This is a genomic window from Bradyrhizobium sp. 153, assembly GCF_023073835.1.
In the GTDB taxonomy this organism is placed as follows: Bacteria; Pseudomonadota; Alphaproteobacteria; order Rhizobiales; family Xanthobacteraceae; genus Bradyrhizobium.
Map to the genome: position 1 here is coordinate 381733 of NZ_JADPKH010000083.1, position 14043 is coordinate 395775.

Below are 14043 nucleotides of genomic sequence, written 5' to 3' on the forward strand. Positions count from 1 at the left end.
GAGAACAAACGACTAAGCGGCAGGGACTACGGGTTTAATGGGCAAGATCACCGGTTTTCTTGAAATCGAACGGCATGACCGCAAGTACATCCCGGTCGCCGAGCGCGTGAAGCATTTTCACGAGTTCGTCGTTCCCCTCTCCGAGAAGGAGGTGCGCGACCAGGCCGCGCGCTGCATGAACTGCGGCATTCCCTATTGTCACGGCACAGGCTCGGTCGCGCCCGGCACGCCAGGCTGCCCGGTCAACAACCAGATCCCGGATTGGAACGATCTCGTTTACCAGGGCAACTGGGAAGAAGCCTCGCGCAACCTGCACTCGACCAACAATTTCCCGGAGTTCACGGGGCGCATCTGTCCGGCGCCGTGTGAAGCCTCCTGCACGCTCAACATCGACGACAACCCCGTCACCATCAAGACCATCGAATGCGCGATCGTCGATCGCGCCTGGGACAATGGCTGGGTGAAGCCGGAAGTGGCTACCGTCAAGACTGGCAAGAAGGTCGCCGTGATCGGCTCGGGTCCGGCCGGCATGGCCTGCGCGCAGCAGCTCGCCCGCGCCGGCCACGACGTGCATCTGTTCGAGAAGTACGCCAAGGCCGGCGGCCTGCTCCGCTACGGCATCCCCGACTTCAAGATGGAGAAGGGCATCATCGACCGCCGCGTCAAGCAGATGGAAGCCGAAGGCGTCACCTTCCACTACAACAGCCATGTCGGCGCCGACGGCAATGTCGATCCGCGCGAGATGCTCAACGAGTACGACGCTGTCGCGCTGACCGGCGGCGCCGAAGCTCCGCGCGACCTGCCGATCCCCGGCCGCGATCTCGAAGGCATTCACTACGCGATGGACTTCCTGCCGCAGCAGAACCGCCGCGTCTCCGAGGAGCCGCTCCGCGGCGTCCAGGAGATCCTGGCCGGCGGCAAGCACGTCGTCGTCATCGGCGGCGGCGACACCGGATCTGACTGCATCGGCACCTCGCTGCGCCAGGGCGCGCTCTCGGTGACCCAGCTCGAGATCATGCCCGCCCCGCCCGAGCGCGAGAACAAGGGCCTGACCTGGCCGAACTGGCCGCTGAAGATGCGCACCTCTTCCAGCCAGGCCGAAGGCGCGATCCGCGAATACGCCGTGCTGACGCAGAAGTTCTCGGGCGAGAACGGCAAGGTCAAGAAGCTGCACTGCGTGCGCGTCGACGACAAGTTCAAACCGATTGCCGGCACGGAGTTCGTGCTCGATGCCGAGCTCGTCCTGCTCGCGATGGGCTTTGTGCATCCCGTGCACGAGGGCCTCTTGAACCTGCTCGCGGTCGAGCTCGACGGTCGCGGCAACGTCAAGGCTAACACGCTGGACTACCAGACCTCGCGCCCGAACGTGTTCACCGCCGGCGACATGCGCCGCGGCCAATCGCTGGTGGTCTGGGCGATCCGCGAGGGCCGGCTGTGCGCCCGGTCGATCGATACGTTCCTGATGGGGAAGACGGATCTGCCGCGGTAGTCGCGGCTCGCGCAGCAGCCAAGCTTCAAATGACGCTGTCATCGTCCGCGGAGGCGGACGATCCAGTATTCCAGAGGCTCTCCTTAGAGGGCACGCACTCACCACATCCGCCGCGGCGTACTGGATGCCCCCGCCTGCGCGGGGGCATGACAGCGGAGTGGGGACGAGATAGCGTAGCCTCGAACGACGCGCCCCGTCTTACCTAATTCTGCAACCTCACCCCCAGCATCACCACCGTCCCCGACGAGCTCGCCCCCGCGACGTTCGAATCCAGGATGTCGTGGCGCAGCGTGCCCTTGATCCAGATGTTGCGGTTGAGCTTGTAGATCAGATTGCTTTCGAGCGAGTAAGTCTTGTCGTTGCGATTCTGGTTCTGGTAGTCGAGCGTGCCGTAGGTGAACTTGCCCACGGCGGTGAGCCAGCGGCGGAAGTCGTGGTCGACTTCGGCCGAATAGGTGCGCACCAGGACGCCGGAAGAGCCCGGGATCGTGGTCTCGGCGATCTGCGTGTCGGTGAAGAACTTCACGGTCGTCAGGCCGCTCGCATTCCAGATCAGCGAGCCCGTGGTGAGGAAGCCCGCGAGCTGGCTGAGGCGCGGGTCGACATAGTTGCGCGCGGAATAGCCGATCGAGATCTCGCCGGTGAGGATGCGCGAGAACTCGAAGGAGGAGCCGACCTTGGCATAGCCGCCGTTTGAATCGCGGAAGTAGCCGTTGCGGTCGGCGGCCTGGTCGTGCACGCGGGTGTCGCCCTGGATTTCCAGGAAGGGCTTGAGGCCCGGCTTCAGATCGTAGGAGAACCGGCCCACGCCGCCATATTGGTTGAACTCGCGGTCGGTATTGGCAAAGGTCGAGCCGTCGATGAGCTTTGAATCGGTGTAGGCCGTACGATCGACGGTGGCGCCGGCGGCGACCTGGAAACGGTTGAAGGTCTGGTCGAAGCCGACGGTCGCGCCATAGGCGGCGTAGACCGGAAATTTCTGAAGACCTGCCTGCACGTTCGGGCTGCCGGGATTGTCGGTGGCGAGCCGCAGGCGGAGCTGCGAGGTCAACTTGAAATCGCGGGTGACGTCGAGGCGGCCGTCGACATGGCCGGTGAAATCGGGGCGATCGACCTCGACCGGCGACGGCGAGGCGAAGCCGTTGATGGTCGCCGGCATGTTGTTGGTGTAGCCCGAGAACGAGCCGCGCAGATCGGCGACCAGCGCGTGGCGCTCCCAATCGGACACTACAAGGAGATCAGGCGCGACCACATAGGCCGGCGAACCGACAGGCCTGTTGAGACGCGCGGGATTTGTATCGTAGCCGGCGGAGAGCTCGAGCCCGCCCTTGATCAGGAAGCTGCCGGCATAGTCGCCCACCGCGCCGAACGGATCCTCGTCCAGCTTGAGGCGGCGGCGCAGCGGCTGGCCGGGCACGTTGCCGGCCATCGCCGGCGGCACTGGCGTCCTGTGCGCGGTTTCGGAGGGTGGCGGCGCGATGCGCGGCGGGCCGAGCGTCCGCTCCGGCGTTGCCGGCGCTACCTTTGAGTCGGGGCCGGCGGGGCGCTTCGGCTTCGGCTGTCCGGGATAGAGTTTTGGCTGCTGCCGCTTGCGGTTGAGCGAATCGTAGCCGGAGCCGCTCGCGACGTTGGCCGCGGGCAGGCCGTAGGTCGGGACCTGACCGGCCGGGCTTTGGCCGGCGCGCGAGATCGCCGGGGGCTGCTGGCGCCTGCGCGGATCGTTGGGATCGGGCAGCGTCGGCAGCGCGTCCGAAGGCGCCTGCGGCACGCCGGCGGTGCGCCGTGTCGGCAGCGTCTCGGGCGCGGCGAAGCCGCCGCGGTTGGGATTGAACAGATCAGGCGTGAGGCTCTGGGCCAGAGCCGGTGCACTCTCGAGGGCCGTCAGCATCAGGCACGGCAATACGGCGCGCAGGAAATGCGCGCGTTTGCTCCGGCCAGTGCCTGGAGGCGACCCCACGATGGAAGAACTCCAACGAAATCAAATACTTTCACGACGAGCTCCCACCGCTTGGCGGGAACCATCGTTAATGGAGTTAAAACAATTATGGTTAATGACCAGTTGAGGGATTTGGCCGGCGCGTCGCCTCGCCTGCCCGGGCGTGCTAAGCAGGTGCCAACGGGCGAACGCTCCTCCTCCCTGGACCTGAACATGCCGAGTTCGAAACCGCTGATGACCGCATCATCCGGCTCCATTGCTGATAGCGTCGAATCCGCGCTCCGCACGCTGGAGACGGAGAGCGGCGGCATCAACGCGCTCGCCGCCGCCTTGCGCGGCCCGCTGGGTGCGACATTTGCGAGAGCGGTGGACCTGATCCGCAACGCCAAGGGTCGCGTCATCGTCACCGGACTCGGCAAATCAGGCCATATGGGCCGCAAGATCGCGGCGACGCTGGCCTCGACCGGCACCCCCGCCTTCTTCGTGCACGCGGCCGAGGCCGGCCATGGCGATCTCGGCATGATCACGTCCGACGACGTCATCATGGCGCTGTCCTGGTCAGGCGAGCAGCCGGAGATGAAGAACCTCGTGAATTATTCGGCGCGCTTTGCGATTCCCATGATCGCAGTGACGTCGAGCGCGGCGTCCTCACTGGGCCAGGCCGCCGACATCGTGATCGAGTTGCCGAAGGCACGCGAAGCCTGCCCGCACAATCTGGCGCCGACCACCTCGACGCTGATGCAGGCGGCGATTGGCGATGCCATCGCGATCGCGCTGCTCGAAGGCCGGGGCTTCACCGCGCTGGAGTTCGCGCATTTCCACCCCGGCGGAAAGCTGGGGGCGATGCTGAAATTCGTCCGTGACTACATGCGCACCGGCACGGAAATTCCGGTCAAGCCGCTCGGCACCAAGATGTCGGAGGCCGTGGTCGAGATGTCAGCCAAGGGGCTTGGCTGCGTCTGTATCGTCAATGATGCGGATGAGGCCGTCGGCATCATCACGGACGGCGACCTGCGCCGCCACATGCGGCCCGACCTGCTGGCTGCGTCGGTCGATGAGATTATGACCACTGAACCGAAGACGGTGCCGCCGTCGATGCTCGCGACCGAGATGATCGAGGTGCTGAACACACGCAAGATCACAACGCTGGTCGTGACCGAAGCGGGCAAGGTGGTCGGCATCGTGCATCTGCACGATCTGTTGCGGGCGGGCGTCGCGTAAGGCGCACACACTCCAGGGAGTCATTCCGGGGCGCGCCCGTTTGGGCGCGAACCCGGAATCCATTCATCTCCGAGATCTCTGCCCAATGGATTCCGGGTTCACGCTTCGCGTGCCCCGGAATGACACCGAGGGTGTGGCGCGCAATGACGGCGGAGAGACCTACGCCGGAAACCGCGCCGCGTTCTCCTCCAGCGGCAAGCGCAGCCCGTTCGCCAGATACGACACCGTGCGATAGAAGCCGCACAACAGCATGATTTCCAGGATCTGCGCCTCGTCGTAATGCGCGGACAGCGCGGCGAACTCCTCGTCATCAAGCGTCGCACGATGATGCAGCGCGTCGACGGCCGCAATCAGCGCCTGCTCGGCCGGCGACCAGCACGGTGACATGGCATCGCCCAGCACCGTCGCACGCACTTCATCCTCCATGAGCTTTGCCGGCCCGGCAAAGATGGCGACATGCACCCCCCATTCATACTCGCATTCGTTCAGCGCGCAGGTGCGGTCGATGATGATCTCGCGCTGGCGGAGGGACAGCGGGCCGGGATCGAGCAGGCCGCCGGCGCGAAATTTGTCCCAGGCGCGGCTGTGGCTTGCCATCACCCTGAACAGCACCAGGGGCGGTGCGCCGCGCATGATGCGGTCGAACTGCGCCTGGATCTCCGGGGGATAAGGCGGATCGAGGGGCGCGATACGCGGCGAGGAGGGTGACATGGCAGAAGACATGGACTGCTTCCGTTGCTACAATTATCGTAGCAATACGCTACATTATCTGTAGCGCTACGCAAGAGGCCGATATGGCAAAGCAGCCAGCATCAGAACGCCGCGTCCGCGGCTCGCGCACCGGGCGGCCGATCATGGCGCTGCTGGACCTGCTCGGCCGGCGCTGGAGCCTGCGGATATTGTGGGAGTTGCGCGGCGAGCCCCTCACCTCGCGCGCGCTGCGCAGCGCCTGCGACGAAGCCTCGCCGACGGTGCTGCAGGCGCGGCTGACGGAGCTGCGTGCAGCGGGATTCGTCGAGCTTGGCGAAGGCGGAGGTTACGCATTGACGCCGCACGGACGCGAGCTGTGCGAGACATTCATGCCATTGCACCGATTTGCCGAGCGATGGAAAAGGTAGCGCTCTTGTTTACCCTCCCTGGAGGGGGAGGGTCGCTACGCATGCAGTGCCGCGAAATGCGTAGCGGGGCAGGGTGACAGTTCCTCCACGGGGGCAGTGCCCGAGTGGAGAGATCACCCCACCCCGCTCGCGCTGCGCGCGATCGACCCTCCCCCTCCAGGAGAGGTAAGGAAGCTACGCCGCGGCCACAGTAAGATTCGCGCCGTCGACCTGCACTACCTTCACGCGCGTCCCCGCCGGCGTATCGGGCCCAGCCACGCGCCACACCGTGTCGCCGATGCGGACGGTGCCTGCGCCGTCAATGATCGGTTTCTCCAGCGTGAACTCGCGCCCTAACAGCGCCTCGGTGCGCTTGTTGAGGAAGGGGCCGGCGCTGGCGTCCGGCTTCGGCCGAGCCAGGCGGCGCCACACCGGCACGGCGGCGGCAGCGAAGACTGCGAACATCACGAGCTGGATCTGCCAGGACACGGCGACAGTGAACGAGATCAGGCCGACCAGCAGCGCGGCGAGCCCGAGCCAGAACAGGAAGATGCCCGGCGCCAGCACCTCCAGCGCCATCAGGATGAAGCCGAAGATCAGCCAATTCCAGGTGCCGAGCGATACCAACATGTCGGCCATGATACGACCTCTTTGATTATCCCTGCCGCGGCGGCACCGCCGGCGGCGTGCCACCGGTCGGCGGCACCGAGCCGGGACGGCGAGCGAGCGCAGCGGACGCGGCGCTCTCGCCGAACGTCGCCTTGGCGATCTCGCCGATGCCGGCGAGCGAACCCAGCATGCTCATCGCTTCGACCGGAAGCATGATGACCTTCTGGTTTGGCGAATCGGCCAATTGCCCGAACGCCTTGATATACTTGTCGGCGATGAAATAGTTCAGCGCGGCGACATCGCCCTTCGAAATCGCTTCGCTGACCATCTGGGTTGCCTTGGCCTCGGCCTCAGCCGACCGCTCGCGGGCCTCGGCGTCGCGGAACGCAGCTTCCTTGCGGCCTTCGGCCTGGAGGATCTGGCCCTGCTTGGCGCCCTCGGCGCGCAGGATTTCCGACTGGCGCTGGCCTTCGGCGGCGAGAATGTCGGCGCGCTTGACGCGCTCGGCCTTCATCTGCCGGCCCATGGCCTCGACGAGATCGGCCGGCGGCACGATGTCCTTGATCTCGATGCGGTTGACCTTGAGACCCCAGGGCGAGACCGCGGCATCGACGACGCGGAGCAGGCGCTCGTTGATCTCGTCGCGGTGCGAAAGCACCTGATCGAGATCCATAGCCCCCATCACCGAGCGGATGTTGGTCATGGTCAAGACGGTAATGGCCTGGGTGAGGTTGGAAACCTCGTAGCTCGCTTTCGCGGCGTCGAACACCTGATAGAAGGCGACGCCGTCCACCGTCACCGTAGCGTTGTCCTTGGTGATCACCTCCTGCTCGGGAATGTCGATCACCTGCTCCATCATGTTGATCTTGCGCCCGACGCGATCGAAATAGGGCACGATCAGATTGAGCCCGGGGCTCAGCGTCTGCGTGTACTTGCCGAAACGTTCGATAGTCCAATCATAGCCCTGCGGCACCGTCTTCACGCCGGCAACCAGCGTGACGATGACGAGCAACACCAGAACAATCGCGAAAATGTCGAAACCGCTCATATCTCCTCCAAACGGGAAAAGGCCCTTTCCCGCGCTGTCATTGGTCGGTATCGCAACCCTATCGGTTCAGCGGTCGCGACTAACGTCGGTACCGGCGCGATTCTGCACAAGGCGTACGGAAGGGGAATGGCAAGGATTATGTGTTTGCGAGAACGCTCTTGAAAGGATGCCGGCGCGGACCTAGCGCCAAACGTTAGATTTGCCGCCCCATCGTAAACGTCAGATCCAGCCCTGAAGCTCGCGCAGCACCAGGGAGCGGATCACGTCCATGCCGGGTTCGCTGTCGTTGAGGCAGGGGATCGCGGAAAACTGCTCGCCGCCATTATGTTTGAAGATCTCGGCATTCTCCTGCGCGATTTCCTCCAGCGTCTCCAGGCAATCGGCGGCAAAGCCCGGGGTCACCACCGCGATGCGGCGCACGCCGTCTTTCGCCAAACGCTCCATGGTCTTGTCCGTATACGGCTGAAGCCACTCGTCATTGCCGAAGCGCGACTGGAAGGTCAGCAGCAGCGTTGTCTCGTTCATGCCGAGCCGGCGGCGCAGCGCCTCGATCGTGGCGATGCAGTGGTTCTGGTATGGATCACCCTTGTCGACATAGGATTTCGGCATGCCGTGGAAGGATGCCACAATCAGATCCGGCTTGAACGGCAGGCTCGCCAGATGCGTCTGGATCGAGATCGCGAGCGCCTCGATATAGGCCGCATCCTGGTAGTAAGGCGGCGTCACCCGCAGCGTCGGCTGCGCCCGCAGGCGGGCGAGCACGCGGAACACCTCGTCGCAGACGGTTGCCGAGGTCGAGGCGGAATATTGCGGATAGAGCGGGACGGCGAGGATGCGCTCGCAGCCTTTTGCGATCAGCGCGTCGATGCCCGCCTGGATCGACGGGTTGCCGTAGCGCATCGCCCAGTCCACGACGACATGACTGCGATCCGACAGCGCGATCGCGAGCTTGTCGGCCTGCGAGCGCGTGATGGTCTTTAGCGGCGACTCGTCCCGCTCGTTGTTCCAGATCTTGCGGTAGTCCAGCGCCTTGGTGCGGGGGCGGCTGCGCAGGATGATCCCGTTCAACACGAGCTTCCAGACCAAGCCCTGGTCCTCGATGACGCGGGCATCCGAGAGGAACTCCTTCAGATAGACCCGCACGCCGGGCGCGTCAGCAGTATCGGGCGTTCCAAGGTTGATCAGAAGCACGCCAACGCGGGGCAGAGCGGATTGAGCTGCCGGTTTCGCGCTGTCGATGGGAACGACGCTGGTCATGGCTCCGTGGGTCGCGCGTTGCTCCGAACTTGTCAAGATGAGGCCGATTTGGCTACGGTTGCACCCAAGCGGGAGGGAAGATGACACTCGCGGAATGGTGCGTCCTGGGAGCGCTGCTGCTTTACCTTGCAACGATCGTCTCGATCAAATGGGCCAGGTTTCGCACGTTCGACAATTCCCAGCCGCGCGACCCCGCCTTCTTCGATGACGCCCTCGCGCAGCGCGCGCTCGGCGCGCACCTGAACGGCATCGAGACCTTCCCGTTTTTCGCCTTCGCGGTGCTGCTCGCCGAATTCCGGGATTCGCCGCAGCGGCTGATCGACGAGCTCGCGGCACTGTTCCTGATCGTGCGGATCGCCTATGTGCTGACCTATCTCGGCAACCGCCCGACGCTGCGCTCGATCCTCTGGAGCATCGGCTTTGCGATCAATCTCGGGATCTTCTTCATGCCGGCCTTGAAGCGGTTTCTGCCGGTTTAAGGTGCCGTGCCCCGCACGCGGTGCAGCGCCCTGTGCGCTGCTCCGCAGAGCCGGGGCCCGCGAGCGCGGCTTAAAAACAGGTTGTCCGTTCAGCGGCGATGTAGCCGAACAGCAGGCCGACGCCGAATAGCAATACCAGGCCAGCGGCGCCGAACTCGATGCCGCGCATGACGAGGGCGCCGCCCCCGTCGCGTCTTGCGCTGAGGCGCTGCGCGATGTCCTTGGCGGACACGGCGACGACCGCGATGGACGCGACCGTGATCGCGGTGCCCAGTCCCATCAGGAGGGTCGCGGCGATGCCGGCCCAGAACAGGCCCTGCGCCAGCGCGAACACCAGAACCAGGATCGCCCCCGAGCACGGGCGGATACCGACGGCGAGGATCGCGGCAAAGCCGCGCCGCCAGCCGCCGGGGCCGGCGAGCTCGCTCGGAGCAGGCCCGTGGGAATGACCGCAGTGCTCGTCATGGACGTGGCCATGCCCATGCTCATGGCGAGCGTGGCTGTGACCGTGATGGTGATCATGATCGTGGCCATGATGATCATCCGCATCATGGCCGTGGTCATGGTCATGCGGCACGCCTGCCATCGCTGGCACCGGCTGGGCTACCTGAAGCGCGCGGATGAAGGCGCCGCCTTTCACCCAGACCAGGCGCAGACCGAACAGCGCAATCAGGGCATAGCTCGCGATCTCGATCGCGCCTTCGGCCTTGCACATGGTCTTGGCGGTCGCATTCAGGATCCAGGCGGAGATGCCGACGATCAGGATCGCCACCAGCGACTGCATCAGCGCGGAGGCGAACGACAGCGCGATGCCGCGCCGCGCAGTCTCGCGGTTGGCGACGAGATAAGAGGCAATCACCGCCTTGCCGTGGCCGGGGCCGGCGGCGTGAAAGATGCCATAGGCAAACGAGATAAAGAGCAGCGTCCACACCGCCGAGCCGTCGGACTTCGCGGCGCGGATGGTCGCCGACATCTGGCGATAGAACTCCGACTGTTTTGCCAACAGCCAGCCGATGAGGCCGCTGGCTTCAGGCTCCGCCGCCTGCTGGGCGCGCGGCGCGCCGAACGGATTCTGCGCGAGGAGATCGTGGAGCGCGGCGTCGGCCACGGACACGACCAGCAGAACGGCGGCGCAAGTGAGAAGCCCGAGCGCGAACCCGGAGAGTTGCGACTTCAAGGGCAATCCACCATGATCTTGTTGGCGAACATCATGCCGAAGTTTGAATTCTCGCCATTGAGGAAGGTCTGCTCGTTGAGCTTCTGCGCACTCGCGGTGCCGTCGTTCGGTCGCTCCAGCTTCATCTGGCAGCCGGCGGGCGCGCCGACCAGCTTGACCGGATTGTCCTTGGCCATCTGGAAGTCGATGAAGAAGGAGCGGTCGAATACTTCGAGCACCAGCTGCCTGGGCTTGACGGGGTTCTTCAGCGGTAAGGTGAAGTGCAGGGTCAGCACCGTATCCTTGTAGTCGAGGAAGTAGTCGACCGGCTCCTGGAACCGTTCCTTCTTGCCGTCGGCCTTCGCGAAGGTGAAGTAGGCGTATTCCTTCAGCGACTCGACATTGGTCTGCGCCAGCGGCGTTAGCTCCTCGCGCGTATAGGCGCCCTTGGTCTTGCTCTCGAGCCCCTGCACCGCATAGGCCGAGAACATGTCGTCAAAGGTCCAGGCGTGGCGCACGCCGGTGATGGTGCCGTCGGCCGCGTAGAGCAACTCGCTGGTCGCGGTGATCCAGACATGCGGATGCGCGCGCGCCGGCCCCGCTGCGAGCGACAGGCCGGCGGCGAGCAGCAGACCGAGAAGGATGCGCATGCCCATCACGCCGCCTTCGCGGCGTAGAGCAGGCCGCGCCGGCGCAGCAGCGCGTCCGGCTCCGGCGGGCGGCCGCGGAAGGCCTCGTAGGCGGCTTCCGGATCGACCGATCCGCCCGAGGCGTAGATGTCGTCATGCAGGCGCTTGGCGACCGAAGGATCGAAGATGTCGCCGGCCTCCTCAAACGCGCCGAAAGCGTCGGCGTCCATCACCTCCGACCACATGTAGCTGTAATAGCCGGCGGCATAATGATCGCCGGTGAAGATGTGGCCGAATTGCGTGGGCCGGTGACGCAGCGCGATCTCCTCGGGCATGCCGATCTTCTCCAGCTCGCGTCTCTCGAAGGCGCGCACGTCCTGCGCGGCGGAAGCCGGCTGAGTGTGGAATTCGAGGTCGATCAGCGCCGAGGAGACGAACTCGACCGTGGCAAAACCCTGGTTGAATTTTCGCGCAGCAAGGAAGCGTTGCAGGAGGTCGTCCGGCAGCGGCTCGCCGGTCTGGTAGTGGCGCGCGAACTTTTGCAGCACCTCGGGCCGCTCCTGCCAGTGCTCGTAGAGCTGAGACGGCAGCTCGACGAAATCGGTGAACACGGAGGTGCCCGACAGCGAAGGATAGGTGACGTGGGAGAGCATGCCGTGCAGGCCGTGGCCGAATTCGTGGAACAGGGTGCGGGCGTCGTCGGGCGACAGCAGCGAAGGCTCGCCCCCGGCTCCCTTGGCAAAATTGCAGATATTGAGAACCAGCGGCGCGACCTCGCCGTCGAGCTTCTGCTGATCGCGCAGCGAAGTCATCCAGGCGCCGGAGCGCTTCGAGGGCCGGGCGAAGTAGTCGCCATAGAACAGCGCCTTGTGCTTGCCGTCCTTGCCCTTCACCTCCCAAACCCGGACGTCCGGGTGCCAGACCGGAACGTCGCTGCGCTCCTCGAAGGTGATGCCGAACAGGCGCGTGGCGCAGTCGAAGGCGGCGGCGATCATGTTGTCGAGCGAAAGATACGGCTTGATCGCAGCGTCATCGAAATTGGCACGCTGAAGACGCAGCTTCTCGGCGTAGAAGCGCCAGTCCCAGGGGGCGAGCTTGAAGTTGCCGCCTTCGGCCGTGATCAATGCCTGCATGTCGTCGCGGTCGGCGAGCGCGCGCGCCCTCGCCGGCGTCCAGACCCGCTCCAATAGGCTCCGCACCGCTTCCGGCGTCTTGGCCATGGAGTCTTCGAGTCGATACGCGGCGAAGGTCGGGTAGCCCAACAGCTTGGCGCTCTCTTCGCGCAGCTTCAGGATCTCGACGATGGTTGCGTTGTTGTCGTTGGAATTGCCGTTGTCGCCCCGCGCGATGAAGGCCTTGTAGACCTTCTCGCGCAGGTCGCGCCGCGCCGAGCTCTTCAGGAACGATTCGACCGAGGAGCGTGACAGCGTGACGATGGCCTTGCCTTCCATGCCGCGCTCTTCTGCCGCAGCTTTGGCGCCGGCGACGAAGCTCTCCGGCAGGCCCTCGCGGTCCGCCTCCCCGAGCTCCAGGAACCAGTCCTGCTCGTCGCCGAGCAGGTGATGGCTGAAGCTGGTGCCGAGCTGGGCGAGCCTCTCGTTGATCTCTGCCATCCGCGTCTTGGCCTCGTCGGAGAGGCCGGCGCCGGAGCGGTGGAAGCGGGTGTAGGTGCGCTCCAGGAGGCGCAGCTGCTCGGGCGTGAGACCGAGATTGGCGCGGTTCTCGTGCAGCTGGGCGATGCGGCCAAACAGCACGGCGTTCATCATGATCGGATTCCAGTGCCGCGCCATCCGCAAGGAGACTTCCTTGTCGATCTCCAGGATGGCCGGGTTGGAATGCGCCGAGACGAGGTCGTAGAAAACCGCCGCGACCTTGTTCAAGAGCTTGCCCGAGCGCTCCAGCGCCGTGATGGTGTTGGCGAAGTCGGGGGCGGCCGGATCGTTGGTGATCGCCGCGATCTCGGCGGCATGGTCGGCGAAGGCCTGCTCGAAGGCGGGCAGGAAATGCTCCGGCTTGATCTCGTCGAAAGGCGGGGTCGCGAACGGCGTCACCCAGGCCTTCAGGAGCGGGTTGGTCTCGGCATCCGTAATTTGGCGGAGTTCTGACATCACAAGTCCCGGTTTTTGAGCCGAATTTGTTGTGGCCAGCTATAGCACGCGATGGGGCTTTTTTGGGCCGTTTGCCCTTGCTCCCGACCGCCTTTTCGGGGAGATTGCGGCCCTCGAAGACACGGGGTCCCTGAACTCATGAACGCGCCTGCCTCCTCTTCCCGCCAGATCGCCTGGCCGAGCGTCATCACCGTTATCAGCGCCGCCATCCTGATCGGCGCGGAGGTGTTCGGCGCGGCGTTTGCCGGCGGCTGGGCGCTCGCGATCCTGTTCGGGCTCGGCGACCAGGGCGCGCACATCCTCCAGGCCGTGCTGTTCGCACTCGGCGTGCTGGTGATGACCGCGTTCATCCGCACAGCTCAGCGCATCGAGCCGTTCACGACGCGCCGCTGAAGCTCGCGCGCGACAGACACGCGCGCGCGGCACAGAAAACTTAACACGTGTTCATCTTCCGCGTCGCTCGCGCAGCACTGCGCAAGTAGATGTTAGGCAATTCTGTTCTCAGCCTAAAAAAATTCTTGCGAAGCCGATTCAAAACGCTTATGTGCGGACTTGCCCAATTTCGCACGTGCCTGTGGTCGTGTGTCAGTCGGTAGGTATCCGGACAAGAGGCCGGACAGCCGCCAAGGGGTGAAGAAGCCGAGGGGCTCTTCGGACGTGCAGAAGCCGGAAGACTTGAAAGTCGAAAGACTGAAAAGCCGACGGACTGAAAGCAAACCCGGAGCGCCCAGCATCTCTCTCAAGGGATGCCTTGTCGAAGGTGACTTCACTCTTTGCAACCGTGACTGGCAGCCGGAGGCGAACCGGCGCACCCCGCTCTCAACGGGGGACGCGACTTAAAGCAACGACGGATCGGGCTTTTTTGGTCTCTACCGGCAGTCCAACGCCGGCGCGGGCTACTGAAAAGGCTTGTCCTTCATTGCCAGGTGTGCGGGCGGGAACACTCCCAACCAATCCACGGCAGCACAGTCTGGTTTGAGTTTTTTGGCTTCGTCGCGCCTCCATCGCGCGATT

At 64.7% G+C, this 14043-nt stretch carries 13 protein-coding genes; 5 read left to right on the forward strand and 8 right to left on the reverse strand.

The window, feature by feature from the left end; genetic code table 11:
• The first annotated feature begins 37 nt into the window (after positions 1-37).
• Positions 38-1489, forward strand: coding sequence for a glutamate synthase subunit beta (locus tag IVA91_RS22455; protein WP_247277691.1), 1452 nt, complete (start codon positions 38-40; stop codon positions 1487-1489).
• 202 nt (positions 1490-1691) lie between these two features.
• Here IVA91_RS22455 and IVA91_RS22460 read toward each other — a convergent pair whose 3' ends face one another.
• Entirely contained in the window at positions 1692-3446 is a 1755-nt protein-coding gene (locus IVA91_RS22460) for an outer membrane beta-barrel protein (protein ID WP_247277692.1), read from the reverse strand.
• A gap of 192 nt (positions 3447-3638) precedes the next feature.
• Here IVA91_RS22460 and IVA91_RS22465 point away from each other — a divergent pair, with 192 nt between their 5' ends.
• Positions 3639-4646 carry a KpsF/GutQ family sugar-phosphate isomerase gene (locus tag IVA91_RS22465; RefSeq protein WP_247277693.1) on the forward strand — a complete coding sequence of 336 codons (1008 nt, stop codon included), beginning with the start codon at positions 3639-3641 and terminating at the stop codon, positions 4644-4646.
• Between the two features lie 159 nt (positions 4647-4805).
• Here the strand turns inward: IVA91_RS22465 and IVA91_RS22470 are convergent, their stop codons facing one another.
• Positions 4806-5357: a carboxymuconolactone decarboxylase family protein gene (locus tag IVA91_RS22470; RefSeq protein WP_247277761.1), complete on the reverse strand. Its 552-nt coding sequence runs from the start codon at positions 5355-5357 to the stop codon at positions 4806-4808.
• An 83-nt stretch (positions 5358-5440) separates the two neighbouring features.
• Between IVA91_RS22470 and IVA91_RS22475 the strand changes: the two genes are divergently transcribed.
• Positions 5441-5764, forward strand: a complete 324-nt coding sequence (locus tag IVA91_RS22475) for a helix-turn-helix domain-containing protein (RefSeq protein WP_247277694.1) — start codon at positions 5441-5443, stop codon at positions 5762-5764.
• A gap of 174 nt (positions 5765-5938) precedes the next feature.
• On the opposite strand, the gene IVA91_RS22480 is transcribed toward IVA91_RS22475, so the two are convergent.
• The 3 genes from IVA91_RS22480 to hemH all read right to left on the reverse strand — a co-directional run bounded on the left by IVA91_RS22480 (position 5939) and on the right by hemH (position 8657).
• On the reverse strand, positions 5939-6382 hold the full coding sequence (locus IVA91_RS22480; RefSeq protein WP_247277695.1) for an NfeD family protein: 444 nt from the start codon (positions 6380-6382) through the stop codon (positions 5939-5941).
• Positions 6383-6398: 16 nt separating this feature from the next.
• Entirely contained in the window at positions 6399-7400 is a 1002-nt protein-coding gene (locus IVA91_RS22485; protein ID WP_247277696.1) for an SPFH domain-containing protein, read from the reverse strand.
• Between the two features lie 219 nt (positions 7401-7619).
• The gene (hemH, locus tag IVA91_RS22490; protein WP_247459125.1) at positions 7620-8657 is read right to left on the reverse strand and encodes a ferrochelatase; all 1038 of its coding nucleotides are present in this window, start codon (positions 8655-8657) and stop codon (positions 7620-7622) included.
• A gap of 80 nt (positions 8658-8737) precedes the next feature.
• Here hemH and IVA91_RS22495 point away from each other — a divergent pair, with 80 nt between their 5' ends.
• Positions 8738-9136: an MAPEG family protein gene (locus IVA91_RS22495; RefSeq protein WP_247277698.1), complete on the forward strand. Its 399-nt coding sequence runs from the start codon at positions 8738-8740 to the stop codon at positions 9134-9136.
• Positions 9137-9206: 70 nt separating this feature from the next.
• Here IVA91_RS22495 and IVA91_RS22500 read toward each other — a convergent pair whose 3' ends face one another.
• From IVA91_RS22500 to IVA91_RS22510, 3 genes are read right to left on the reverse strand one after another with little or no spacing between them, the layout of a single operon-like run.
• Positions 9207-10313 carry a nickel/cobalt transporter gene (locus IVA91_RS22500; protein ID WP_247277699.1) on the reverse strand — a complete coding sequence of 369 codons (1107 nt, stop codon included), beginning with the start codon at positions 10311-10313 and terminating at the stop codon, positions 9207-9209.
• On the reverse strand, positions 10310-10948 hold the full coding sequence (locus tag IVA91_RS22505) for a DUF1007 family protein (RefSeq protein WP_247277700.1): 639 nt from the start codon (positions 10946-10948) through the stop codon (positions 10310-10312). Before IVA91_RS22505 ends, IVA91_RS22500 begins: the two co-directional genes overlap by 4 nt.
• Positions 10948-13029: a M3 family metallopeptidase gene (locus IVA91_RS22510; protein ID WP_247277701.1), complete on the reverse strand. Its 2082-nt coding sequence runs from the start codon at positions 13027-13029 to the stop codon at positions 10948-10950. The genes IVA91_RS22505 and IVA91_RS22510 overlap by 1 nt, the downstream gene beginning before the upstream one ends.
• 138 nt (positions 13030-13167) lie before the next feature.
• On the opposite strand from IVA91_RS22510, the gene IVA91_RS22515 reads away from it, so the two are divergent.
• A complete protein-coding gene (locus tag IVA91_RS22515) occupies positions 13168-13422 on the forward strand; it encodes a hypothetical protein (RefSeq protein WP_247277702.1) in 255 nt (84 codons plus the stop codon).
• Positions 13423-14043 lie beyond the last annotated feature (621 nt).